General features: G+C 43.1%; 18 protein-coding genes and 2 pseudogenes. 2 read left to right on the top strand and 18 right to left on the bottom strand.

What is annotated here, in order from left to right; all coding sequences use genetic code 11:
- The 7 genes and pseudogenes from ABID29_RS05355 to ABID29_RS05325 all read right to left on the bottom strand — a co-directional run.
- Positions 1 to 475 (bottom strand): ISAs1 family transposase (locus ABID29_RS05355; RefSeq protein ID WP_354364932.1); only part of this gene is annotated, 475 nt, incomplete at its 3' end.
- A 227-nt stretch (positions 476 to 702) separates the two neighbouring features.
- A pseudogene (locus ABID29_RS05350) lies at positions 703 to 858 on the bottom strand (transposase); the annotation flags it as partial.
- A 406-nt stretch (positions 859 to 1264) separates the two neighbouring features.
- Positions 1265 to 7576, bottom strand: coding sequence for a pullulanase (locus ABID29_RS05345; RefSeq protein ID WP_354364931.1), 6312 nt, complete (start codon positions 7574 to 7576; stop codon positions 1265 to 1267).
- A gap of 576 nt (positions 7577 to 8152) precedes the next feature.
- Positions 8153 to 9100, bottom strand: coding sequence for a LacI family DNA-binding transcriptional regulator (locus tag ABID29_RS05340; protein WP_354364930.1), 948 nt, complete (start codon positions 9098 to 9100; stop codon positions 8153 to 8155).
- Positions 9101 to 9261: 161 nt separating this feature from the next.
- Positions 9262 to 9438 carry a hypothetical protein gene (locus ABID29_RS05335; RefSeq protein ID WP_354364928.1) on the bottom strand — a complete coding sequence of 59 codons (177 nt, stop codon included), beginning with the start codon at positions 9436 to 9438 and terminating at the stop codon, positions 9262 to 9264.
- 107 nt (positions 9439 to 9545) lie between these two features.
- On the bottom strand, positions 9546 to 10589 hold the full coding sequence (locus ABID29_RS05330) for a winged helix-turn-helix transcriptional regulator (RefSeq protein WP_354364926.1): 1044 nt from the start codon (positions 10587 to 10589) through the stop codon (positions 9546 to 9548).
- 17 nt (positions 10590 to 10606) lie between these two features.
- Positions 10607 to 11887, bottom strand: a complete 1281-nt coding sequence (locus ABID29_RS05325; protein WP_354364925.1) for an MFS transporter — start codon at positions 11885 to 11887, stop codon at positions 10607 to 10609.
- 380 nt (positions 11888 to 12267) lie between these two features.
- On the opposite strand from ABID29_RS05325, the gene ABID29_RS05320 reads away from it, so the two are divergent.
- Both ABID29_RS05320 and ABID29_RS05315 read left to right on the top strand, forming a co-directional pair.
- The gene (locus ABID29_RS05320) at positions 12268 to 12504 is read left to right on the top strand and encodes a GlsB/YeaQ/YmgE family stress response membrane protein (protein WP_354364923.1); all 237 of its coding nucleotides are present in this window, start codon (positions 12268 to 12270) and stop codon (positions 12502 to 12504) included.
- Between the two features lie 20 nt (positions 12505 to 12524).
- Positions 12525 to 12740: a CsbD family protein gene (locus ABID29_RS05315; RefSeq protein ID WP_354364922.1), complete on the top strand. Its 216-nt coding sequence runs from the start codon at positions 12525 to 12527 to the stop codon at positions 12738 to 12740.
- Positions 12741 to 13091: 351 nt separating this feature from the next.
- Here the strand turns inward: ABID29_RS05315 and ABID29_RS05310 are convergent, their stop codons facing one another.
- From ABID29_RS05310 to ABID29_RS05260, 11 genes and pseudogenes are all read right to left on the bottom strand, one after another.
- On the bottom strand, positions 13092 to 13745 hold the full coding sequence (locus ABID29_RS05310) for a YczE/YyaS/YitT family protein (protein WP_354364920.1): 654 nt from the start codon (positions 13743 to 13745) through the stop codon (positions 13092 to 13094).
- Between the two features lie 145 nt (positions 13746 to 13890).
- Positions 13891 to 14529, bottom strand: a complete 639-nt coding sequence (locus tag ABID29_RS05305; protein ID WP_354364919.1) for a YczE/YyaS/YitT family protein — start codon at positions 14527 to 14529, stop codon at positions 13891 to 13893.
- 296 nt (positions 14530 to 14825) lie between these two features.
- Entirely contained in the window at positions 14826 to 16262 is a 1437-nt protein-coding gene (locus tag ABID29_RS05300) for a 6-phospho-beta-glucosidase (RefSeq protein ID WP_354364918.1), read from the bottom strand.
- Positions 16263 to 16386: 124 nt separating this feature from the next.
- A complete protein-coding gene (locus ABID29_RS05295; RefSeq protein WP_354364916.1) occupies positions 16387 to 17022 on the bottom strand; it encodes a histidine phosphatase family protein in 636 nt (211 codons plus the stop codon).
- A 17-nt stretch (positions 17023 to 17039) separates the two neighbouring features.
- Positions 17040 to 17642: a histidine phosphatase family protein gene (locus ABID29_RS05290; RefSeq protein WP_354364914.1), complete on the bottom strand. Its 603-nt coding sequence runs from the start codon at positions 17640 to 17642 to the stop codon at positions 17040 to 17042.
- 391 nt (positions 17643 to 18033) lie between these two features.
- Entirely contained in the window at positions 18034 to 19506 is a 1473-nt protein-coding gene (locus tag ABID29_RS05285; RefSeq protein WP_354364913.1) for a 6-phospho-beta-glucosidase, read from the bottom strand.
- A 376-nt stretch (positions 19507 to 19882) separates the two neighbouring features.
- A complete protein-coding gene (locus ABID29_RS05280) occupies positions 19883 to 20212 on the bottom strand; it encodes a PTS lactose/cellobiose transporter subunit IIA (protein ID WP_168548555.1) in 330 nt (109 codons plus the stop codon).
- Positions 20213 to 20226: 14 nt separating this feature from the next.
- On the bottom strand, positions 20227 to 20529 hold the full coding sequence (locus tag ABID29_RS05275; protein ID WP_354364911.1) for a PTS sugar transporter subunit IIB: 303 nt from the start codon (positions 20527 to 20529) through the stop codon (positions 20227 to 20229).
- Between the two features lie 22 nt (positions 20530 to 20551).
- Positions 20552 to 21853: a PTS sugar transporter subunit IIC gene (locus tag ABID29_RS05270; protein ID WP_354364910.1), complete on the bottom strand. Its 1302-nt coding sequence runs from the start codon at positions 21851 to 21853 to the stop codon at positions 20552 to 20554.
- A gap of 33 nt (positions 21854 to 21886) precedes the next feature.
- Positions 21887 to 22138, bottom strand: a pseudogene (locus tag ABID29_RS05265) (family 1 glycosylhydrolase); the annotation flags it as partial.
- A 203-nt stretch (positions 22139 to 22341) separates the two neighbouring features.
- The gene (locus ABID29_RS05260; RefSeq protein ID WP_354364909.1) at positions 22342 to 24954 is read right to left on the bottom strand and encodes a PRD domain-containing protein; all 2613 of its coding nucleotides are present in this window, start codon (positions 24952 to 24954) and stop codon (positions 22342 to 22344) included.
- Positions 24955 to 24957: the final 3 nt, after the last annotated feature.

Raw genomic sequence — 24957 nt, 5'->3', positions numbered from 1 at the left:
CTGTGATTTCATTACTTTTTTCATCGGTTGCGACTTGACCGTAACAGATGCCCTGCTCTGTCGCATAGGCAGACACAATGTGAAGGGCTTTTTGAGTGGCACTGCCATTGCCCCTAATTGTTTTCCCATCAATAGCCAGAAGATTTTTGGCAAAGGTCGGAAAAGTGGTCGCAGACAGTCTAGCCTCTTCAAGTAGGTTTGACCACATCAACGTGACGGTTACCAAGACTTGAGGATCCAAGGTTGCGAAAACACGCTGCAGGGTGTCATGAGAAGGAATCCCATTATCCAGTTTAAGAAGGGCACGCAAGGAAGACTCATAGGCCTTACCGAAATCTTCAATTTCCTCCCAGTACTCGGCCCCAGCTAGACGGGCAAAGAAGATGAGGAGGATAATATCAGACAACAGGTGATGGACTTTGCGATGGTCACGCAGGTCGTGAACAGACATTAAGAACTTGACAATCTCCGGCATAAAAACACCTCCTCTAACTATTATAGCTAAAAAGAGGGAAAGTAGTCTGTGAAAGATGTTGAAAACGATGGTTTCTTCATGCGTTTGTCCTGCAAAATAACAGGACAAACGCATGAACCTCTGTTTGGTGTTTTATCCTCCCTCCTCCCTTTTTGACTCTCAAATATTGATCAAAAGCCAAACTAAGATGAAATTTCTTACGTCTGAGCCTCATCTTTTTACCCACATCCAGTTGTTTTGGTTTGTCTTACCCATTTGTCAAAGGTAGCGGATGTTAAATTATATTCTTTGATCAGGGCACTTCGTTTCATACCGGGATGGTGCAGATCCACGATTTGGTGCTTAAAGTCATCTGTAAAGAGACGGCGGATTTTTCTAGACACGATGTTCTCCTTTTTATTTTAGTGTAGAGTACTTTATAAAATCTGTCTAGTTTAGTGTCACCGATTCACGAATGTTCCTATATGCATTTGATTTGCCCTAACATTTTGTATGGCAGAGAGTAAGAAATTCTAATCAACTGCCGATACGCATCTTTTTTGCTATAATTTAGTACAAAAACAGATGTCTACCCTAATCTCTTATGGTTTATCTAGCGTTTTCTCATCTATCGGACCTTATTTGTTATATCCAGTAAGCTAGGCAACCTATTTTCAAAGGCTGATTTTAATTTTAACGAGTATAAGTCAAACGATTAAAGTAAAAAATTAGGAGGGTGAGATACTCTTCACAGCCTCCTAATCCCACATCTATAGTCACCTCTATACGCTATTTAAATTGTACAGCAAGTTAACTATCAAGAACAGAGTCTTCTGACTTTTTCTTTCCTCCCTGTGTCGCAAGTGCCATCCCTAGGCCAGCTAAACCGAAACCTACGAGGGCTAAGTCACTAGTAACTTCACCAGTTGCTGGGAGAGTTGATGAATTGGTAAGACTTGTCGTTACGATTGACTTCTGAACAGGGGTGCCCAAGAAGCCTGATGCGTCCGATTCAGTCGTTGATTGCTTACTTCCCTTCACTAAAATGCGAAGTTGATCACCAACAACTGTCTCTGACACCAACCTTGTAGACACTACTTTTCCGTCGACCACTAAGTCTTGATAAATAGAAACCAATTTGCCTGCTCGCCCTTCTTGAAGAAGGTAGGATTGCCCAATTGGCAGACTCTCATCGTAACGAACTTCCTCCTTAATAGCAAGTTCTTTCTCGATTCTACGTTCCATGGTGATAACGTTCAGCTTAGGTTTTTCTTCTTCCAGAGGTGCTACATCTGGCACTTGGGAACTGAGATGAGGTAAGCGAATGACTGTTGCAGTTAAAGGAGCAAGGACGACTGCTTCATCCGTCAAGTTGACCCCGACCAATTCTGCCAGAGCTTTAGTACCTGCACGTTGACCATCAACGAGAACTTCCCCCTTAAGCAAGGCCTTATAGCTATCTGTCAGAACAAATTGCCGTTCCTTACTATCTGCATTGACAAAGATAGCATAGCGATCACCGTTACTGGCAACAGCTTGATAGGCAATCACCACGTCGTCTTGAGCGATGCCGTGTTGACCTGGGATAGAAATCAGGCTGACTCTCTTGTCAACATCCTCTTTTGTTGGTATACGAAAGGCATCTGTCGACTTACGCAATTCAATCAATCCTTTGGTAAAGGCTACCGTATTAACATTTTCTGGGTAGAGCTGACTATCTGTTGGCTTAGCCCAGTCAAACTTATTGACTGCATCTGAAGCATCATAAGAATCATGAATAAAGTACGGATAGTCAAACGGTGTCCCGTCTGCCGTCGTTAACAGATGAGCCTTGTTCGGTACCCGATCTTCTGAAACAGGAACTTTATAATCTGGATGTCGGAATTGTTTAGTACGCCCATATTCTTGACCAGAGTGGATAAACGGTGTCCCTTGAGAAGTTAATATGAGCAAGTTACCTAAACGCTGACGACGATGAATTTCAGCATTATTCTCCGCTAGAGACGGATCTTTTTTGATTGACTGAGCAATGATATCAAAGAGGGTCAAATTGTCATGAGCCGCAATGTATTGGATGACATCTCCTGGATCGTCCGCCAAGAAATTACTCGGTTGAGCCTTAATATTGTTAAAGACACTTTCCACATTCTTAGGACCACCTGTAATGAAGGCTGGTTGACCTTCATTGGGATAGCCTGATTTGAGGAGATTGCGGATATCATCTGAGAAAACGGCAACCGTATCTGTCGAACTCATCCAATCCTGATCAGCAGGCTTCACTGGCTGATTAGCATCCCCTGCAAAGGTTCTCCACCCCTCACCAAGCATCAAGATATTAGGGTTAAGTTTCTGAGCTTCTTTAAAGGCTGTCTCAATAGATACCGCATCATGGTCTCCCATCATATCAAAGCGGAAACCGTCCACCTTAAATTCATCAACAAAATATTTGATCGAATCCACCAGGACACGACGGCTCATGTGGTGAGTTGTCCCTAAACGCCCTCCACCAAAGCTGGTCTTAGCTGTCCCGTCTGCTTCCATAAAATGGTAATAATTCGGCTCTAAGTCCTCAAACAGGAATGTCTTGGCTGTATGGTTATAAACCACATCCAGAATAACACCCATGCCTTGTTTATGAATTTCATTGACAAGGTTTTTAAATTCTTCAATGCGTTTCAGCGGATTACTTGGATCAGTCGAATACATGCCCGTCAAGGCAAAGTAGCTCTGCGGATCATAGCCCCAGTTGTAGTTACTATTGCTAGAGGCATAATCGTTCATTCGCTCTGCATTTTTCAACTCATTAACATAATAGTAACTCATAACTGGAAGTAACTGAATATGGGTCACTCCTAAATCCTTAAGGTATTTCAAACGTTCTGCGAAGGCTGCAAAAGTCCCAAACTGAGCCTTCAATTCATCTGAAATGGCCGGATCGGATGTAAAATCACGAACATGGGCTTCATAAATAATCGCATCTTCACGTTGCTTGAAGTTTGGAATGCTTGCATAATCTAAGTCACTTGGACCAGCTTCCTTAGGATCTACAATGGCTGCCTTAGCCACGCGCTCAGAAGGAGCTGTTTCTGCCAGATCACTGTTCCAGGCAGCCAGAGATTTGGCATACGGATCTAGCACAAGAACTGGTTGGCCATCGTGAACAATTTCATAATGGTAATAGTAACCACGATAGTCCTCTATCCCTAAGCCTGATTGTTCATTTAGGGTATGATCCCATTGCCCCTTATCCCCCTTAGTCATAGCCAATTTACCAACCACATTGGTAGGTTCTTTTTTGTCATACAGGACTAGAGAGACTTGCTCTGCACTCGGTGACCAAAGGGTCATGTCCACTATCCGACCAGATTGACGAACGCGGGCACCCAGCTCACCATCGTAGGCATAGAGTTCATCCTTCAACTGCCAGCCCATCCTTGTCGTAAAGCTGTCATTCTCATACCTTAGGGTATAGCCTGCATTCTCTCGGTTGAAGTCTCCCATCACCTTCACCTTATTGCTGGCAGCATCCAAAACAAGGTCTTTTATTTCGACTACTTGCCCGTTTTTATCTGTTACGGTTAATTTCTCTAGGATGCTGTCCTTATCTGTTCCTTCCAAGGTTGTGAAGGTTGCTTCTAGGGCTGTTAAGCTAGTGTGGGATGCTCCCGCCATACGAACATTATTGACAAAATAAGGATTAGTATAGACGGTCGCATCATCATCCCGAAGGAAGATTTGGGTTTGATTTTTCAAATCTGTAAACTGATAGTCTTTTTGTTGAATTTTCACATCATCTCCTGACTTGCTTTTATCGAGTAACAAGAAACCAATTGAGTTTGGAAGATCTGTCAATTTGACATCGACATAAGCACCATATTTGCCTTGATTTTCAAAATCGATTCCGTTTGGCCAATCACCAAGCTTAACATCCGTGATATCTCCCCAAATCCAAAGCGCCTTTTGATCATAGTCCCCATCAGTTCGGTAGTAATTAATCCGAATATATCCCGCCTTAAGTGGTGGATAATGACTGATGTCGTAGTTTTCATCAAACCAAACTTCATTCATCTTAGGGCTAATGCGCTCAACTGTCTTATCTCCCGTAAGGTTCTCACCAGCTGAGTTGTTGATTAAAAGATTGATTTTGCTTGCAGCATCATCCTTCATCTTGAGATCTAGGTAATAGCCGTAGTCATCTTCTTTTGCCGTACTAAAGCTAGTTGCACCTGTCGGCCAGCCTCCGATTTCAGATGACGGTGTTTCCACATCTCCCCAAGTCCACAAACCTAGGCTAGACAGATTGTCAGACGGTAATTTCTTAAAGTGAACACGGAAATAGCCTGCTGCAATCGGATCCTCTGCCTTCTCCTCTTCAACCCTTGCATTAACAATCTCTCCTTCCTGTGTCTGCAAGAGCATGGTACCCCCTTGAGCAGCTGTTGGGAGTTCGACTTCAACAAGCCATTTCCCATCTCTCTCAATCGCCTTGTAAGTCTTACCTGTGTAAGCATCAGCCACAACAGTATCCTTATCAGATACCTCGATTGCCATTGGCTTGCTCTCAGTATTGGTCGACAACAAGACATAGGCAGTTTGGTCCTTGTGCGAACGCTTGGTCAGGAGCCAGCCTTGACCATCACTTGCTCCTAATGTTGTTGTATCTCCACGAGAAAGCAACTCCGAATGTGCGTTGCGGAAAGCTAGCAATTTTTGATAGTGTTTTTGAATATCGCTCGTTTCAGCCTTGGTCCAATCAAAATCATAGCGGTTGTCGTAAACAGGCCAGTTATTTTTCCCTGATTGCCCCAATTCCTCGCCATAATAGATGACTGGTTGTCCTTTAGCCGTCACTAAGAGGCTAGCTGCTAATTTAAGCTTATCAAGATTACCTTCTTTCTCCGCACCGCCAAGACCATGCAGGAAACCATCCTCATCGTGACTACCCAAAAATTGTCCAAGAGATGCTGCACTGGTCAAAACTTTGCTGCGTTCCTCCAACTCTTTACCAGCCGCCTTAAGCTGACCGTTAACCAGATACTTAGCAATATCCTTAAAGCCAAAGTCCAGTAGGCTATCCATGGTTCCAATACCTAGGTCTCCCTTGGTATCCTTGTAATTAGCTCCCCAAGTTTCGCCAATCAAGTGGAAGTCTGGATCACGATCGACCAATTCATTCTTGAAATGTTGCCATGTTGTGTCATCGACATGTTTAACTGTGTCCACGCGGAATCCATAGATAGAATTCCCCTTAGCAGTCTTTGAACGCTCCAGCCAAGAAGCTTGCCAATCGACCAATTGTTTTCGAATGGCTGCATTCTCTGTTTTAAAGTCAGGCAACCCTGCCAATGACCCCAATTGATCGTCACCTTGTTTATCTTCTTCTTGAGTTCGCACCATGCCAGCGAAGATATCATCTGTTCCATAACCCGAATGGTTAAGCACCACGTCTACAATAATCTTGATTCCTTTTTCGGCTGCTGCATCAATCAACTCATGAAAATCATCCAGCGTCCCCAAATGAGGATTGAGTTTTTCAAAATTAGATGCCCAATAACCATGGTAGGCATAATAGTCACCGTCTTTTTCATTTCCAGCATTGTGAGAGATATTTTCCACAATCGGTGTCAGCCAGATAGCATTTACACCTAATGTTTTCAAATAATCTAGCTTAGCTGTCACACCCTTAAAATCACCACCTTGATAAAGGCCTCGAGGATTGGTTATTGGTCCTTCAACTAACTTGTCATTGCTCTTATCACCATTGTAGAATCGGTCGGTCAGCATGAAATAGATGACTTGCTCATCCCAGTCTTTCTCACCTTCTGCCTTTTCCCTCTTAGCAACTGTTACATCCAACTTGGTTTCATAGTAACCATTGTCCTTATCGTAAACTCTGACTGGCAGGCTATATGTTCCAGGTGGGGTAACTGATGTTGCCTTGATTGTTACACGATTTAACTCAGTCGACACTGGGACAACCCCACCTCCGATAGCACTAGTGTCAACTTCCACTTTAACAATCTCAGCTTGTTCTGGATTAGTGATTTTGAGAGAAACTAAGCCGCTTTCATTGTAATTAAAAGGAGCTTTCAGACTAGCCGCAACTGTTACATTTTTGACCCCTGGGGTAGCTTGACTGGTATCAAGCTCTACTTTCTCCTCAACAAAGTATGGATTTGTATAGACCTTGTCATCACCCTGACGGAGGAAAATCTGACTGTGACGCTTCCGATCTGCAAAAACTAGATCAGCGGTCTTATTTCCTGGAAGATCTGGATTTTGTTGGTTAAGCAAGAGAAAACCTAATTTTGAATCCAAGGCTCTAGATAGCGGGATATCGGCGTAGGCACCATATTTCCCTACTTTAAAATCAAGAGCTCCAGCAGGCCAATCCTTACTAGCTTCCAGTGTGTCTCCCCAAGTCCAGACGCCCCAACCATCGTAATTGTTATCCTCACGTTTGTAGTTGATGCGAAGCATATTCTCATCTTTGAGGGGTTCGTAGCTCGAAACACTGTAGTCCTTCGCTACCCAGGCTTCGTTTTGTTCGGGAGTCAAAAGTTCAATTTTTTGGTCAGACTCTGTTATTTTCTCCCCGTCCTTGAGGACCAAATATCCAATCGTGGCCGGAGTTTCAGACTTTTTGATATCCACATAATGACCGTAGTCATCCACCTGCTGGTTGGAGAAATTTGCTGTGTCTGTCGGCCATTTATCACCATTTGACGGGGTTTCTACTCCTCCCCAAGTCCATAAACCTTGACGTTCTGGCTCAGAACTCTCAACGTTTTCAAAATGCAAGCGAATAGCCCCTTCAGCAATCGGCGCCTCTGCTACAGCAGTCGGCGACTGTAAAGCGCTATTTTCAACATCTGAGGATTCAGCCGCAGAGGCTGCTATTTCCGTCTCCTCTGTACTGGTGGTGATATCTGGAGCCAATTGACTGGTTTCTACAACAGGTGTGACTTCATTAGCCTCTACCACTTGTCCAATTCCGCTCAAGAAGAGTGCTACTGCGATCCCGACGGAAGCAACACCCACGCTTAATTTACGAATACCAAAAACCTGCTTCCTCTCTAGCATGCCTCGCGATTGCGTTTCTTGAATCGATTTCGTTTTCATAGATTCCTCCACATCCATTTGTTTTCTAAATCTATTACCAGTATATACAATTCGACGATTTTTACGCAAGCGTTTTCCTTCATGTTAGCGGTAACATTTTTAAGCTTTCAATCCTACTCTTTAATGAGGCCGGAAAAAAGTCAGCTCTTTTGAAACTATGATAGAAAAACAGTTTGACACAGTGGTTGAGGCTTGGACAATCTGAGGTTGGTCTGTCCAAGGTTGTCTCCTAGAAATTAAAAAGAGATAATCCTTACTTTGCCAGTTTCAGAGTTGTCCTGCATAGTTCCAAAGGTCCGGGGGACCTTGGGAAGTTGGAAATAGAGATGACGACGTCAGTGTCAAAAGAAACTTTAGTTTCAAGCAATCACTGCTGATTAGCAGTTTTGTTGGCTTGATAGGCTCCAAAACTGGCCCAATCAACTGTGCAGAGGAGGGGAGAGTAAAACTGTCCAGTGGACGGTTTTAGGTCTGAGCCTTGAAATAAGATAGCGAAGACGAACTCTTTTTCGTTTGTTGGAGTTCTTCCCACTCCCACTTTCTTTAGATCTGATATTCCAGATAAAAAAAAGACTACTAAGGGGTAGTCTCGCGCTCAATTAAACTAGCATGGCAGTATATACCCAGGTTGTCCAAAGACTGACCATCAACAAGGGTCATCAAACGCTGAACACTTAAGGCTCCCATTTGTCGGATTGGTTGCTTCATAGTTGTCAAAGTCGGCCTCGATATGCGATCCAGGAAGAAACCATCAAACCCAATCACACCTGCATCCTGAGGAATCAATTTTCCCAAGCCTTGCAGACCTCTTGTAATTCCTAAGGCCAAGCGATCCGATGCACAAACAAAACAAATGTTCTCTGGCACCTTCCCCTTCACCTCAAGGTTTTGGATAAATTGCTCAGCTACTCGGGAACGGTTTTCTAGCCGATACAAACAAGTCTCCCGTCCTTTCATCGCTTCCATGTAACCTGATTCTCTCTCCATTGCAAAGGTTTCAAGCAAGTCAATCCCAATGAAAATAACCTGTTCATATCCCTTTGATAAAGCAAACTCAGTCGCTGATTTTGTTGCCTGACGATTATCTGAATCAACAAAAGGCAGGCCTGCTTGGTTCTCCCCAAATAGAACAAGAGGTTTATTCAAATGCTTCAACCAAGAGTAATCTACCGTTCGAGCTCCTGTAACAATATAGCCATCGCATCGATCTGTCACCAACTGAGGATTGGTGACTAGTTGCAAGGTATAGTTCCGTTGGTTCAGTTCATCTGCAATACCAGCTAAAAGATCAATATAGTAAGGCTCTACCACATCCATCTTCTCCAATATAAGGACTTGTACGATTCGAGTTCGCTGTTGCGCCAGAGCTTTTGCAGCAACATTCGGTTTATAATTCAGCTCTTCCATTGCAGCAATCACTAATTGGCGTAATTCTTCTGTAACCTTATCTGGATGGTTGATCACCCGAGAAACAGTCATCTTTGATACATTAGCGAGCCGTGCTACATCGGCCAAGGTCGTCATATAATCACTCCTAAACTTCTACATTAGCTGAAGTCGTCTGTTGACTTAAGTTTAACGCAATCGTTTTCCTTGAGCTATTATATCCTTTTTCCTGAAAAAAGGCAAAGAGAGCTTCTAGTTTATTCTAACGAAGTCTTCTTAAACCTGTTTGCCCTAGTCTACTAACCAGACACTCTAATCCTTTTAAGCAACCAGCTCTTTAGGAACCCTTCAAATCCCTGATTCCTTAATTGATTATTCAACTCGCTTCGCACTTGCTGTCCCGCTGCTTCTCGCTCTTGGAGCGTCAAAGGTCTTCCGTGCTCATTTAGCCACTGGCCATTTTTCAGATAAATCATTTTCTCATCTCCATCTTTAGGGTTCTAGTTAGCTACTTCTCTCATCCATATCCAACCGTCCGTTTGGTCTCACTAATCAAGAAGTCGTTAGTTTCCCATTTCCTTGTTTAAGTCAAATCCGTCTGCAATTTATCAATCAAAGCTTCCAGCAGTCTTTGGTTGATTTGGTATTTCTGAGGCTTATCCTCTCCGGCATAGACAAGGACTTGCGAGGTGATCAACTTCTGCGTGTGGAAGGAAACTGCCGCATTGGTGATCCCTAGCTTTTCTGCGATGTCCTTGTTCTTGGCATGGGGCTTGAGCAGCTCGACTAAAATCTGGTAACGGGTCTCGTCTCCGATTACTTTTAAGGTGGCAACAAAATCTTCCATATCAAACACATTTCGCTCCTGAAGGACCCTATCCATCCTCGTTGATAGCGTAACGATTAAGCCAAGATTCGTTAACTTATCCAGCCCCACTAAAGAGAAACGCGTATGCCAGGGGCTGATCACAAAAAGTCTGATGGCTCCGTCTGATAAAGCATTCCCTAAGGCATTCTGGACATGAGGCACCGCGTTCATCAATTCCTCAAGATCTATCCTTGCTGCAAAGGCTTCGCGCTCTTTCTGATACTTATCAAAGTAGGGTTGGTAGCGCACCCCAATCTCACTCAGTAGGTCAGTGATCTCTTGCATGGTCTCTAAAGGGTGCCACACCGCTTGAGACCAGTACCATTTTTCTGCAGGCTTCATATCAGACTGCTCGATGGCTGCTATCAAGGAGACCTGCGTGTCCTCGATCTCCCTGTCTAGTTCGACCGATAAGCCCACGCTCAAGCAAAAGAGCAGGTCCCCTTCTGAAAGGGAAGCTAACTGATTCAGAAACTCCTCCCAGCTAGAAGGCCTTTTGCCTTGATCCAGCAGATAAAAATAGGCGAGATGGGCCAGGGAAAGACCTACTTTAGTAAAGGGCAGGGCCGCCTCAATTCGCGTTTTTAAAGGAGCTAAGTCCTGCTGTAAGGCCTCAAAGACCTCCCAGGCTTCTGCTAGAATCTCCCTCTCTCTGGGAGTCATGTCCCATTCAAAATCCTCCTTTTGGGCAGTTGCAATCAAGGGCACATAAAGATAATCTAAGATTTGACTGTCCAATTCTGAATAATGGCTGTCCATAGTTTCTACCTCACTTCTCACGACTCTTTGTCTTGTTTAGTATAGCATGTTTTGCCAAGTCTTACCAGACTGCAGGCAAATAAGGCCAGGCTTAAAACCAGATAAACACTTGCCAATTGGCTAACACTGATAAGGACAACTGCCGCAGCTGTTCCAACCCGAGCGATTAAGATACCTGCCGTGAAGTAGCTGTCAATGGCTGCTCCGACAGTTGCCAAACGCTCTTCTGGCATATGGTTTAAAATCAAGGCCTGAAGCTTAGGGGTAGCTAAACCTCCTCCCAAGGCTGCAAGGCAAAGACTAAGCATTACCAAACCAGTACTCTGGGCTAAAAAGGCTAAAAAGATCAAGACTGGTGTGACTGAAGCAAAGAAAATAATCTTAGCAATAGCCACTTGACGCATGGGTCCCATAGCGAGCATACCACCCAACACTTGGCCGACCAAAATACTAATTGTCATCAGCATGAGGGTCGTCGCCACGTTTCCGATGATCATATGCGGATACTCTTTCATAGAAAGCAAGAGGAGGGTCTCCAAAACACTGAGAACTGCGTTGAGGGCTGGAATGACAAGCATGGTCATCCGAAGGCCTGGGATTTTCATCAACTCGACAAAGGCAAAGCGGGCATTTTTAAAGAGCTCTACCAAAGGATTACTGGCAGACAAATCCTCGCTGCTGGTGCTGATCTGAATAGGCTCTTGGTTCAATAGTCCTTGGAGGCTGGGTCGCAAGATTACCAAAATCACAGCTGATAACGCAAAAGTCCCAGCATTGACAAAGGCCAATTCCTGATAGGTTAGCAGCGTAATCAAGATAGCGCCCAGGAGTTGAAAGCCTAAGCCAGAAATAGAGCGCACGGTTTGTTTAAAAGCCATTGCTGGCTCGCGCTCCTCCTCTTCCAAAATGCGCAAGGTAATAGGACCAAACAAACCATTTTCATATTGACCTGCCAGGTCTGAGATAAGGTTGATGACACAGGCAACCAGAACAATCCAAAGAGCTGGCTCAAATCCCATCAGTAAGCCAAGTCCAGCATAGAGGATGATTCTTACTACTAGTGTTAGAAAAATGGCTGGTAGCTTCTCTCGCGTCTTATCTGCTTTGAGGCCAATCGGTAGGGCTAAAAACATGGGAAGAATTTCAGACAAGCTAACCGCTGCAATCGCGAACCTCGCATCTGGCAAACTCAAAACATAGGTCATCAGGGCTAGATAATATAGGGTATCTCCTAGGTTAGAAATCAAATCAGAGGCAAAGGTCCCCATAAACAATTTGTTGGTCAGTATTTTTTTCATCACTTAAATCTCCACTTTATTGTTTTAAAATATTTGTTTAAATAAATTTTAACAGAGGACTTGCTCTATGTCAACTATTTGTTTAATTTTTTTAAAACAATTGCTTAATTTTTTAAAACTTGTCTAAAACTGAAGATTTTACCATGTGGAAGCATTGAAAACAAGGTCAACTGAAGTCTCTAATCATCGGTGATCGCTCCTGTTTAATGTCCAACCTCCTTTCTCGCGACAGGCTTAGCCCAATTGCCAAAACGAATCATTTTCCTGACTATCTCTCAACCAATCGAGCCTTCCATTAGACTTTAGAAAGACTCTATGTTATACTAATGTTACAAAGGTAAAGCGTTTACCTTTAGTTGGTTTTGAAAGGAGGGAGTACTATGATTTGGTCAATCATTATCGGAGCCTTGATCGGTGCCATAGCTGGTTCTATCACCAATCGTGGTCATAAGATGGGATGCATTGCCAATATTCTTGCTGGACTCGCAGGGTCGTCTATCGGACAAAGTCTCTTTGGACATTGGGGTCCTAGCCTAGCAGGCATGGCACTTGTTCCGTCAATTATAGGAGCAGTTCTCGTAATTGCTGTGGTTTCTTTCTTCTTTGAGAGAAAGTAGAAATATAAAGGAGACACCGTATGTCTGAAAAATTTGATGCCAAATTGGACCAATTGAAAGGTTCTGCTAAAGAAGTGATCGGTAAAGCAACTGGTGATGCTGAGCTCGAATCAGAAGGCCTGGTTGAAAAGACAATCGCTAAAGGCAAAGAAATCGTCGAAGATGTGAAAGGTGCTGCGACTGGCGCTATCAATGCTGTCAAAGATGCCTTGGACAAAGACGACAAGGTTCAATAAAATAAAAAACGCCATCGCCGGCGACAAAAAGAGGCTTGGTTCAATTTAGACCAAGCCCCTTTTTTATGAGTTCTCTTAAAACCGATTGTCAGCCTAATACTCAAAGGAAATCACTCTGGCCTAGGAAGCGAAACTGATGATAGAACGGGAGTTCATCGAAGCGAATTGATAAGGACTAGTCTTGATTTTCCAAGAGTATTAAAAGCCCATGCATCAACAAACCACTATAGTTGACACATGGGCCTTTTGTATCATTTCCTTTAGAAAAACTTATCTATTAAAGCTTCTTAATCGCCCTAAGGAGTCGCTTCAGTCAAGGTTTGTCTAAATCCCATCTCTTAACTCAGTATTTTACAGCCCTTTGGGATGGGTTAACTTTTCATACCACTTCTCCGTCAAAGGATGGAACCAAGAGATGATTCGGCCGGTGAAAATCATTCCCAAAACCGTGCCTAGACCAAGACCGACCAAGCGTCCCGCAAAGAGTAATCCCACAAGGACTGCCGCCATAATGGATATAATGTCTAAAATATTCTTGCCTGTCCCAAAGCCTTTTCCCGTTACCTTACCAATCACATGTGCTAAGGCATCTGCGGGATTGGGAATAACATTCATGCCAACCATGAGAGAAGCACCGATACCGACCAGGCAGATACCGATGGCCAAAAAAATGATCTTCCAGCCCAGTTGCTCCGGCATCGGCAATTGTTTGTCAAACAAGTCAATGAAAAGACTGCCTAAAAAACTGGCTAAAATTTGAGCCGTCTCGCGCAGCCTAAATTCCTTTTTAAGCAATAAAAACTGGACAAAAATTAAAAAACACAGGTAGACAAAATTTGTCTCTGCAAAAGAACGGCCAGTTACAGCTGCTAACGCAAAAATGATACTGGTTACTGGTGAAACGCCAAGATTGCTCTTAGCACTAAGGCAAATCCCTAAGGACAAGACCACTGTTCCTATTAAGTAGACTACCAGTGTCCCTAGTGTAATATGTGGTTTCTTCATAATAATCCCCTTCATCCTTTAATAAACCTTGTCCAGTTTACCATAAGAGAAGCACCTATTTCAAGCTATTTGAAAAAAATACCATTTCAAGAGAAGAAAGTCTCCTTTTGAAATGGTTTGTCGGCTCTTGAAACGATTAACGGGATCAGCTCCATTTCTGATAGAGCCTTTCTGTCATAGGATGAACCAGAGCTACTACACGGCCTGTACAGATCATGGCTAGGACCGTTCCCGGTCCAATTCCTAGTAAACTGCCTTTAAAGATTAATCCCAAAAGAATGGAAACCGTGATAGATACCGCATCCAAGACATTCTTTCCAAAGCCAAACCCACGCCCAGTGATACGCCCAATGACGTCAGCCAGGGCATCGCCTGAGATGGGAATGACCCGCATGCCAACAGATAAGGAAACGCCGATCCCCGTCGCTACAATCCCAAGACATAGAGCTAAGACCCGCCAAACCAGATGATCCGGAACAAGAAGAATGGGATCAAAGATTTGAATGAAGAAACTCAACAAGAAACTAGCCAGTATCTGGCTGAATTGCGTCAAGCTAGAAGCCTTTCGCAAAAGAGCAAACTGGACCAAAATCAAAAAACAGAGGTAGGCAAAATTGATGACTGAAAAGGGAATGGGCAGAATCTGAGACAGGTTAAAGGGCACCGACGTCACAGGAGAGACCCCCAGGCTAGTCTTGGTATTAAGGCAAACGCCGAAGGCCAAAATCAGATTTCCCAAGAGGTAAACCAAGAGAATTTTCCCATTTAGTTTTAGACGGTGCATAAGAACCCCTTTCTTGATTATATGAAATCTACCGGCCATTTTTCCTAATGGCTCCAGCAGAGATTAGGGCTTGGTTCAATAATGCTGTGACCAGCCTAGTTGCTTGCCTGATCATCACAGAGAAGGCAGGACAAACTGTCACTCACTACCTCAAACAGAATATACAGGCTGATCGACTTTGGTAACAGAAGTCCATTAGGCCATTACTGGAACTATTCTTTCCGACTAACTGTGTGAGACTTTCTAATGATTAAAAACTCACTCGGCTAAGGAGTACCGAGTGAGTTGGAGCCAAATTAGTTAACAGAAGCACCGTTGGTTGCGATAACTTCCTTGTACCAATCGAAGGATTTCTTCTTAGAACGTTTAAGGGTTCCCTTGCCTTCATTATCAAGGTCCACATAGATGAAACCATAGCGTTTCTTCATCTCACCAGTACCTGCTGAAACGAGGTCGATACAGCCCCAAGTCGTGTAGCCCCAAAGCTCTACGCCATCTTCATTGATCGCGTCCCGCATGGTCTTAATGTGCTCAGCCAGGTAGTTGATCCGGTAGTCATCTTCCACATAACCGTTCTCATCTGGCGTGTCGATGGCCCCTAGACCATTTTCCACGATAAAGAGGGGTTTTTGGTAACGGTCCCAGATCACATTGAGGGTGATCCGAAGGCCAAGTGGGTCAATCTGCCAGCCCCACTCAGAAGCCTCCAAATACGGATTTTTGATCGAAGCAAAGATGTTTCCAGCGGTCTTATCTTTGACTTCTGGGTCACCAGAGGCCACCCGGCTTGAATAGTAAGAGAAGGAAATAAAGTCAACTGTGTGTTCCTTCAAGACGTCAAGGTCGCCGTCTTCCATAGCGATTTCAATGCCTTTACGTTCCCATTCTTTTTTAGCGTAGTTAGGGTATTCTCCACGCGCTTGAACATCAACAAAGAAGTAGCCTTCGCGGTCAAGATTGATGGACTCCCAAACATCACGCGGATGTGGCGTATTTGGATAGTATTGACCAGCAGCAAGCATACATCCAACCTTGTTTTCAGGATCAATTTCATGAGCAATTTTGGTCGCAATAGCTGAGGCTACTAATTCATGATGAGCTGCTTGATATTTGACTTGCTCAACATTTTCTCCCTCTTCAAAGTAGAGGCCTGCTCCCATGAATGGGGCATGGAGAATCATGTTGATTTCGTTGAAGGTCAACCAGTATTTAACCAATCCCTTATAGCGTGTGAAGAGGGTCCGGCAAAGCCGCTCATAAAATTCTAACATTTTGCGATTGCGCCAACCACCGTACTCTTTGATTAGATGCATTGGACAGTCAAAGTGAGTGATGGTCACCAAAGGCTCAATCCCATACTTGTGGCACTCTTTGAAGAGGTCTTCATAAAATTGAAGGCCTTTTTCATTTGGCTCAAGCTCATCGCCTTTAGGGAAAATACGGCTCCAAGCAATCGACAAACGGTAGGTTTTAAAGCCCATTTCACCAAAGAGGGCAATGTCTTCCTTGAAGCGATGATACATGTCAATCCCGACCTTGGCTGGGTAGTGATAGCCGTCTTCAAAATCGAACATCTTGCGTTTTCCGATAATCACTGGTCCACGATCTGGTCCAATTGGCGCAACATCTACGTTGGCTAGGCCACGTCCGTCCACATCATAGGCACCCTCACATTGGTTAGCTGCAGTCGCACCGCCCCACAGGAACCCATCTGGAAAGGTTAATTTTGTCATTTGATTTACCTCACTTTTGTTACTATTGCTTCTATTTTACCTTGTTTTGCAAGCCTTTTCTCATCTTTTTCTTTGAAAAATTGATACTATTCTATGATTGCTTGTTTATCCTGCATCTGTCCGATTAAACGCGCAAGCCTGCCTCAGGGTGTACGCCTCCTTGCTGATCATAGAGCAGGAGATCATTAACTGGATCATAGATTGATAGGAGGTCATAGGCACCATCCTCATAGGTGAATTCTAAAATATTGCAGTTGCGCATACGCACCTGAGGAAAGTTTTCTAAGACTCCCCGATAAAAGAGGGCAATAGCACCACCGTGGCTGACGGCAAGCAGGGTCTGGCCAAGGTTTTCTTCAAGAATGGCCGTCACCGTCTCCTTCATCCGCTTTTGAACCGCTGACGACGCCTCGCCCCCATAGGTCACAAAGTAATCGCCATAGCCAACTTTGGGATCCAAAGGAGGGTTGAGGAATTCCTGCTGGCCCTCAAAGGCGCCAAAGTCAATCTCCTTGAGTCCCTTGAGCCGGATATAATCCATCCGACCACTAGCCAGCTCAGCAGTATCGCAGGCCCGCTCCTGGGTTGAGCAGTAAACGCGGTCAAAAGAAATCCCTTTAGCCTCAAAATAGGCTCGTGCCGCCTGAGCCTGCTCAATTCCTAAGGCTGTCAAGGGCGAATCAGATGCCCCTTGGATGCGGCTCTGCGCATTAAAACGGGTCTGACCATGACGCATGAGATACAATTTTGTTTTTACCATATCAATCAAACTCCTTTTTAAATCGTGACAACATCCCCAGTCAGCGGATTGATGACTGCCTTGAGGACTAATCTCGCCCCCTCAAGGGCAAATTCACAGATACTGCAGTTACTAAAGTAAATCCCCATTGGAAAAGCTTCTTCGATGGCATACTGGACCAGGCCCCACATGGCTGCACCGTGGCTGACCATGAGGATGGTCTGAGCAGAAGTATTTGCCAAGACATCATCCATACTGGCCTTGACACGTTTACCAACCTCTCGGAGGTCCTCGCCCCCATAGGGGACTAATAAATCTTCAAAAGACTTGGCACCAGGGTGAGATTTAGGAAGGAGATGCTCTGGCTGTGCTTCAAAGCTCCCAAAGTTCATTTCCTTGATTCCCTTGAGTTGACAGACTTGGTCGGTCTGAGCGACCAGCTTAGCAGTGTCCACTGCCCGCTCCTGAGTTGAGGAGTAGACGGCTTCAAACACAATCCCTCGCTCCCTAAAATAGCGACCAGCCGCTTCTGCCTGAGCTATGCCAAGCTCAGTCAAGGGCGAATCTGACCACCCCTGAACCCGTTTCTGGGTATTAAATAAGGTTTCTCCGTGACGCATCATATAAAGTTTTCGTGTCATGTTAGCTCCTTTTGTCTGACTTGTGGCTGTCGGACCACAACCCATTGATTTATCTATAATATCGGGGAGAGTCTTTCCTTATTTGATCCGCCCTTGGCGGGACCAAGCCCGTTTCAAAAGAATCTCCCTTGTAGCTGTCAAGGCCAAAACAGCTATAAACAGCTATTCCAATCTGAGCCATTAAGGCCAAGCACTGCCAATCAGACGCTCCAATTTTTTGGGGGATTCTGCTTCCCATTTGGCTAAAGGGGCTGAAAAGAACCATCCTTAGGAGTAGAGTCTTTTCGGAGCTCAAGCCTTAACCAGTTTAAAAGATATCTCTTTTCTAACTTTCACAGTTTTTGACGCCATGCTCAAGAGAGGTCAGGACTATTCCCAACCTCTATCTTGATTAATCGTTTAGAATATTAGCAGCATTGCTGGCGATCAGGTCCTTGTAATAGAAGAAGGAATCCTTGCGTGAACGGTCAAAGGTCCCATTTCCTTGATCGTCCGCATCCACATAGACAAAGCCATAGCGCTTAGACATTTCAGAGGTCGATGCAGACACCAGGTCCGTGCAGCCCCACCAGGTGTAACCCATAAGTTCGACGCCATCTTCAATGGCTTCATACATCTGCTTGACATGTTTTTCGAGGTAGTCAATCCGATAACTATCGTGGATAGAACCATCTGCCTCTACTGTATCAAGCGCTCCAAGACCATTTTCCACAATGAAGAGTGGAACTTGATAGCGTTCGTAGAGCTTATTGAGGGTGATTCGCAATCCAACAGGATCAATCTGCCAGCCCCAGTCAGACGCTTCCAGATAAGGATTCGCTTCGCCTAGAATCAAGTTACCAGCTGTCTTTTGCTCATCCGTTTGGTTATTAGGATGGCGGGTCACAGAGGTCATGTAATAAGAAAAACTCATGAAGTCAACCGGATACTGAGCCAAAATCGCTTCATCACCTGGTTCAAAGACAAGCTCGATATTATTTTCCTTAAAGAAGCGTTTCATGTAACGAGGGTACTTGCCACGTACTTGAACATCCGAATAAAAGAGATTGGACTGATCTTTTTGGAGGGCATTGAGCACATCATCTGGGTGACAAGTCGCTGCGTAAGCTTCCATACGCGCCAACATCATGCCAACCTTGTTTTCTGGGTCAATTTCATGGGCTGCCTTGGTTGCCAAAGCTGACGCGATGAATTGATGGTGAACTGCTTGATACATCTCATCCAAATGGAGTTTCCCATCCTCAAAGAGCAAACCACCAGACAAGTAACCTGTCATCCCAAGAATATTAATCTCATTAAAAGTCAACCAGTATTTGACTTTGCCCTTATAGCGGTTAAAGACCGTTTTGGCATAACGAACAAAGAAATCAATGACTTTACGATTTTTCCAACCACCGTACTCAGTCACCAAGTGAACAGGGAACTCATAGTGAGAAAGGGTCACGAGAGGCTCAATCCCGTATTTGTTCAACTCATCAAACACCTTATCATAAAAGGCCAATCCCTCTTCATTTGGTTCCAACTCATCACCTTTTGGAAAAATGCGTGGCCAAGCAATGGATAAACGGAAGGTTTTAAAGCCCATCTCTGCATAAAGGGCGATATCTTCCTTGTAACGGTTGTAAAAATCAGAGCCCCAACGTTTTGGATAAAGACCTTCTGTGTCCTCCATCGCGAATTTCAATTTTTCAAGGTTCATCGGAGTGGTAAATTCACCACCCATGGTCTTACGCTCCTCTGGAGACACAGCTCGAGCTGTATCAGAAGTCGCAAAACCACGGCCACCTTGGCCAAAGCCACCTTCAAATTGGTTAGCAGCGGTCGCACCACCCCAAAGGAAACCTTCTGGAAATTGTTTTGTCATTTGACTTACCTCGCTTAAAATATAGTAACACTAATAGTTTAACAAGCCCTATGTTTTCTTTCCTGTCTTATTCTTTGAAAAACTGATATTATTCTAGGAGAGTTTTATCATTCTTTAATCCGAACTTGATCATCCGAAAACAGAATCTCTAATGTGATTGACGCCATCTTTTGATTGATGTTTTCTGAATACCCTCATAGCCATCCTTTACAACATATTGAATCACACCCCACAGATCAAAGAGTCAGGGAAGCAATTGTCTAAGATGCGACATACAACCAACAACGTTCACTTTATCCGTTAGATTAGCTTTGGAGCTTCAAAGACAAATCACACTACCAATCCCCTCGATAACTAGAGTGACTAATTTTTTTAATTAAAGAACTTTTTGTTCCAGCTTTTCAAATCGCTCGTAAACATCAATAAATTCTTCGGCAATCGTTTTAAAACCTTCAGCGCTCATCAATTGGTCTTCTGCATGCATCAGAATCAAGTTCAAGGTCACAGATTCATTTGATGCTTCTTTTTGAATCAAGCTTGCATGCGCATGATGCCCTTGGATAAACTGTTTCTCACCATCTGCTATCAGTTCTTTTGCACGATCAATCTGGCCTTGCTTAGCAGCCTGGATCGCTTCTATATAAGACGAACGAGCGCTCCCAACAGATGCAATAATCTGAAACGCTACTAATTCAATGCCTTCCATATTCACACTCTCCTTCAATCACCTAACAATTGTTTCACATGATTGACTACCTTGGCACCATCCATGGTACCATAGGCCATCATATCAATGGTTTCAACAGGTTTTTGCGGGAACAAGTCTTTAACAGATTGCAATTTAAAGCGGACTTGTGGACCTAAGAGAATCACGTCTGCATCTACGCCCTTATCACCAGCCTCAGCTACGGGATGCGCATTCACTTCAATCTCATAACCAATCGATGCCGCATACTCTCTCATCTTGTTCATCAACAAACTAGTAGACATGCCTGCATTACAAACCAATAAAATGTTTCTCATTTTATGTTACCTCGTTTTCTTTTTAAATTGTAGTTGCGATAGCTTTTTCTTCTTCGAGCGCTTTACGGTCTCCCATGACAAAGAATGGATACCATACCACACATTGGATCGCTAAAGTAGCAATAATCGCTAATCCTAATTTAATCCCACCAGTAATAAACGGTCCGATAAAGGGAGGCATTACCCACGGTAACGAAATCGTCGGGTTAAAGGAACTACCAACACCTAGCACATTGACCGCAAACATCCCGAACGCACCACCTGCAAGACCAGTTAAAATCATTGGAATAAAGTAGATCGGATTGAGCATAATTGGCATACCGAAAATCATGGGTTCGTTGATGTTAAAGATATTTGGAATCACCGCTACCTTCCGCACAGCCTTATAACGTTCTGATTTAGCCGTAAACATAAGAAGAGCAAGAGATAGGGTATTTCCTGTACCACCAATATAACAAAAGCCGTACATTAGGCCAAAGGCTAAGAAAGGCAATTCTGAAGATGGTGTACCTGCTAAGAATGCTTCTGTATTAGCTGTACCAGCAGCCATTAGGACTGGCATATAAACACTGAGTAGGGAAGCTGGGTGAATCCCAAAGAACCAGCAAATGTTAACAAAGGTTAAGAATAAAATCAAAGCCCAAGGGGATGAGCCAAATAGCATCACTGGTTGCGCCACTAGGGTATTAATCAAATTAAAGACATCTCCATACGGAGTCAAACCTGCCAGATAACGGACTACGAAAACACCAAAGAAGAGAATCATAGCGACAAAGGTTGGGCTTAACGATTGGGACACATTTGGTGGAACTGAATTAGGCAATTTCAGTTTAATGTTTTTCTTCATTAACCAAGAATATGACATCCCCATTAAGACAGATACAATCATGGACACAAAAATACCATTTGACCCGAGATTACTAGACAAGAGGGCTGCTATTGGTGTGTCCCCAGCTTGAATAGTTTGTGGCATCAGGACAACAAAGGCCGCCAGTGCTAATAAAGCTGCAGTGAGCCCATTTTCGCCTTGATTTTTAGCATAGTGATAGGCAACAACAGGAGCGATATAAATAGCCAACATACTTGTCGTCGCTGCAACAATATCTAGCATATGCGCTCCCATACCAGAACTGGCTAAAAAGTTTTGCCAGAATGGAAGTGGCAGGTTGGCAAGGATAGCAAAACCTGCCACACCCAGCGTAATTGGCATAGTACTCATCATGCCAGCTGTAAGAGCGGTGATGATTTTACTATCACTCAGTTTTTGAGCCAAGGGGCCCATCATCTTATCAAGCCCAGCTTGAAGTTTATCCATAAATGACATGTTTGTTTCCTCCGAAATTTTTATGGTTATGGTTTATGATAAATCTGTTCCATTGGTTTGGATAACTTTTTGGTACCAGTAGAAACTGTCTTTCTTGCTTCTCTTTAAACTTCCTTCTCCAGAATCGTCCCGATCAACGTAGATCATACCGTAACGTTTGCGCATTTCACCAGTACCAGCTGAAACGAGATCGATACACCCCCACGGTGTATAACCGATGAGATCAACTCCATCTGTATTGATAGCTTCTGACATCGCTTCAATATGACCTCCTTTATTTGCTATAGGTAACTTGTCTTGATGGTTCTACTATACAATGGAAAAGAGAAATAAACAAATCGTTTTCTGAGCGCTTACAACTGATTTTTGATACACTTCCGCATCAATTTATACACTTCTTGACATTTTTGATTTAAAAAAGCTTTTTTCCAATCTTAAACGATTGAAAAAAAGCTTTTGGAGTTATACACTTGATAAAAATTGATACACTAAATTTCTTTGATAATACTGATCATATTCGCATATTCATCATCTGGGAATTCAATCATAAATTCCTCCTCAATTGGAAGAAAAATGTCTTTCAATTGGTAATACAGGCGCTTATGTGACATAATAATTTTATCCCGATTGGCATTCTTTGGCACTTCTCCATCCATCTGCAATCGGCTAATTAAACAAGCTGTGTGGACAAATAGCCCAACCTCTTGCTCTACGGCTAACTGACCATCTAATCGTTTAATTTTTCGAATCGCTTTTGGTAAATACTTTTTCAGACTCACAATATCGAGATTTGGTTGTTGCTCTTTGAGATAATCATAGATGGCATCAAAGACAGAATTTCCAGTATCAATTTGATTCTCTAAGTACATAGCTACTTCCAACTGATCTATGGGTGTATTATACAGTTTAGCAATCGAAACAAAAGGCACTCCAATAAATTGTGGATCATAACTTCCAATGATACATACCAGTTCATTGGTCTTCTTAATTTGCTTTACTTTTGCCAATAATTCACGCCGATCACTCATCGCATAAGCAATGACTTCGGTGTTGTCTAAAGACGCATTTTTTTCAATGTAATGTTTCATAGCCAAGGCTGCCCCCTCACCCGTCATACATAAGGTTAAGATGACACGCTTGCCCTTCTCGACATGACTCGTCTCTGTATAATGGTTATCCTTTTCTTTGAAATCGGTTTTCAACTGTTGATACATCTCATCTAACGAAACGTGGCCATCAGCACGTCTAGTTGCTTCAAGAGCCAGCAAGGTTGCCGGCATTTCAATAAATCGGATAGCGACACCTGTTTCCTTAGAGATTGTTTGAGCCATCGTTTTAATAGAGCCCATGTCATAAAGTAAAAGAACTCCACGACCTTGGTCGATTTGTTGAATCGTCAAACTCAGCTCATCGTAGGCGATTTTTAGGTCTTTATCTAATGCTAAATCATAGGCATAAGCCTGATTTCCGGCTGATAAAGTATTGACAACCTTGGCTATTGAAGTGGCCACCCCTAGACCATGCATCGCTATCAAAACGGAAACTCTTTTCTCATTTTTCGCTTCGTGCGTTAAAATCATTGTCAATAGATAAGCTTCGTCTTCGATAGAGTGAGTGGCTCCTAATAAATCTAATTCGGCTAAAAATTCAGTGACTACTTCAAATTCTTTTTTGTATGCTTCTTTAATCGTTTTCTTTTTGTCACAAGAAATCTGTGGACTAGTTGTTCTCTCCAATATAGCCGCTAGATGTAGACACAGCGCATGTTTCGTGCTCACACTATAGATTGTTCCGAATTCCTGCCCGAGCTGGAGCAATAATTCTTCAACAGCTCCAATAAGCCACTCTGGTACAACCTTACTAAGGGATGTTTTATCAAACGATTCTGGCTCAATCGTGTTGATTAAGCGTGCCAAGTTTTCCTCTAATGACTCTGTTATAATTGTTGCGACACTCTGCTCATCTAGCCCCTCATTCTGCAATTGGAAAGCTCTTTTTTCAATCGCCTCATAAATACTTGAGTGATTCTTAGCAGTGATTAATTTCCTCGAAAATGAATTGTCTTTTGAAAACATATAAGCATAATGATCTGGAATGATTGCCTCTATTTCTTGACGCCATTTTGCATAAAACAAAAAACCTTTTCGAATATCTGTTGAAAAATCACTAAGATAAACACTAATAATCAGTTTAGTGCGATTCATTTCCCTCATAAAGGCACTCGCACATGCTATTTGTATATCACGCTTCAGTTGATCAATATTTTCTTCACATTGATACAGCAGTAAACATCTTAAAACTTCTGAATTAATGTGAATTTCTCTTTTCATTCGTGAAGCTTCGACAAGGAAAAAGGATTGAATAAAGTCTAATCGTTCTTTTAGAGGACGTTCCGATAAACTGGGAAGTTCTAATTTTATGGGAAACTTTGAGTATAAATACTGTTTTGAGGCATCAGTGACTGTTGACGAAATAGAGCAAACAATATAATAATCACGATTATCCTGACTCAGAAGAGTAAACAATTGAGATTGATCCGCTAAGTCCAAGTGATCAATATGTTTGAGAAAAAGCAACCCTCCGTCAACATTATAAATAGAGGCAACATCACTTAATTGAGGAATGATAGAGGCAAAAGAGTCCCCTTGTAGCCTTAAATTCTTGCAATCAATTTTGACAAACTGTCCCTCGTTCTTAATTAGAGATTTTTCTTTAGCAAAGTGAAACATTGATTTGGCAAGAAATGCTTTCCCAGTCCCCTCTTCACCAGTGATCAAGGTTGATAGGCTTTTCTCTGGATATAAGATTGCCGCCTTAGCTAAGTTTGAAACGTTCTCCAGACTTCCCTTTTTAGAGCCAATAACATGCCTAAAAGATGAGTTATCTTTTTCACTTTGTCCCTTGTGATTGATAAAATAAAGAACAGGTCTCCCTGTCTTTTTTGTCAATCGGTGTTCTGAGACCAGCTGATTCAGTATCGTAGATAAATTAGTACGTTGCATAGCTAGAGGCTCAACCAAATCAGCTGTTGTAAAACCTGCTTCAAAGTTCTCTTGATTAGACTGTAAATACTGATAAACGATTTCTTTGTTTCGCTTCATCTG

Source organism: Streptococcus rupicaprae, from assembly GCF_040545225.1.
Lineage (GTDB): Bacteria > Bacillota > Bacilli > Lactobacillales > Streptococcaceae > Streptococcus > Streptococcus rupicaprae.
Note: the sequence above shows the minus strand (reverse complement) of the source record. Positions and strands in the feature narration are given on the sequence as shown.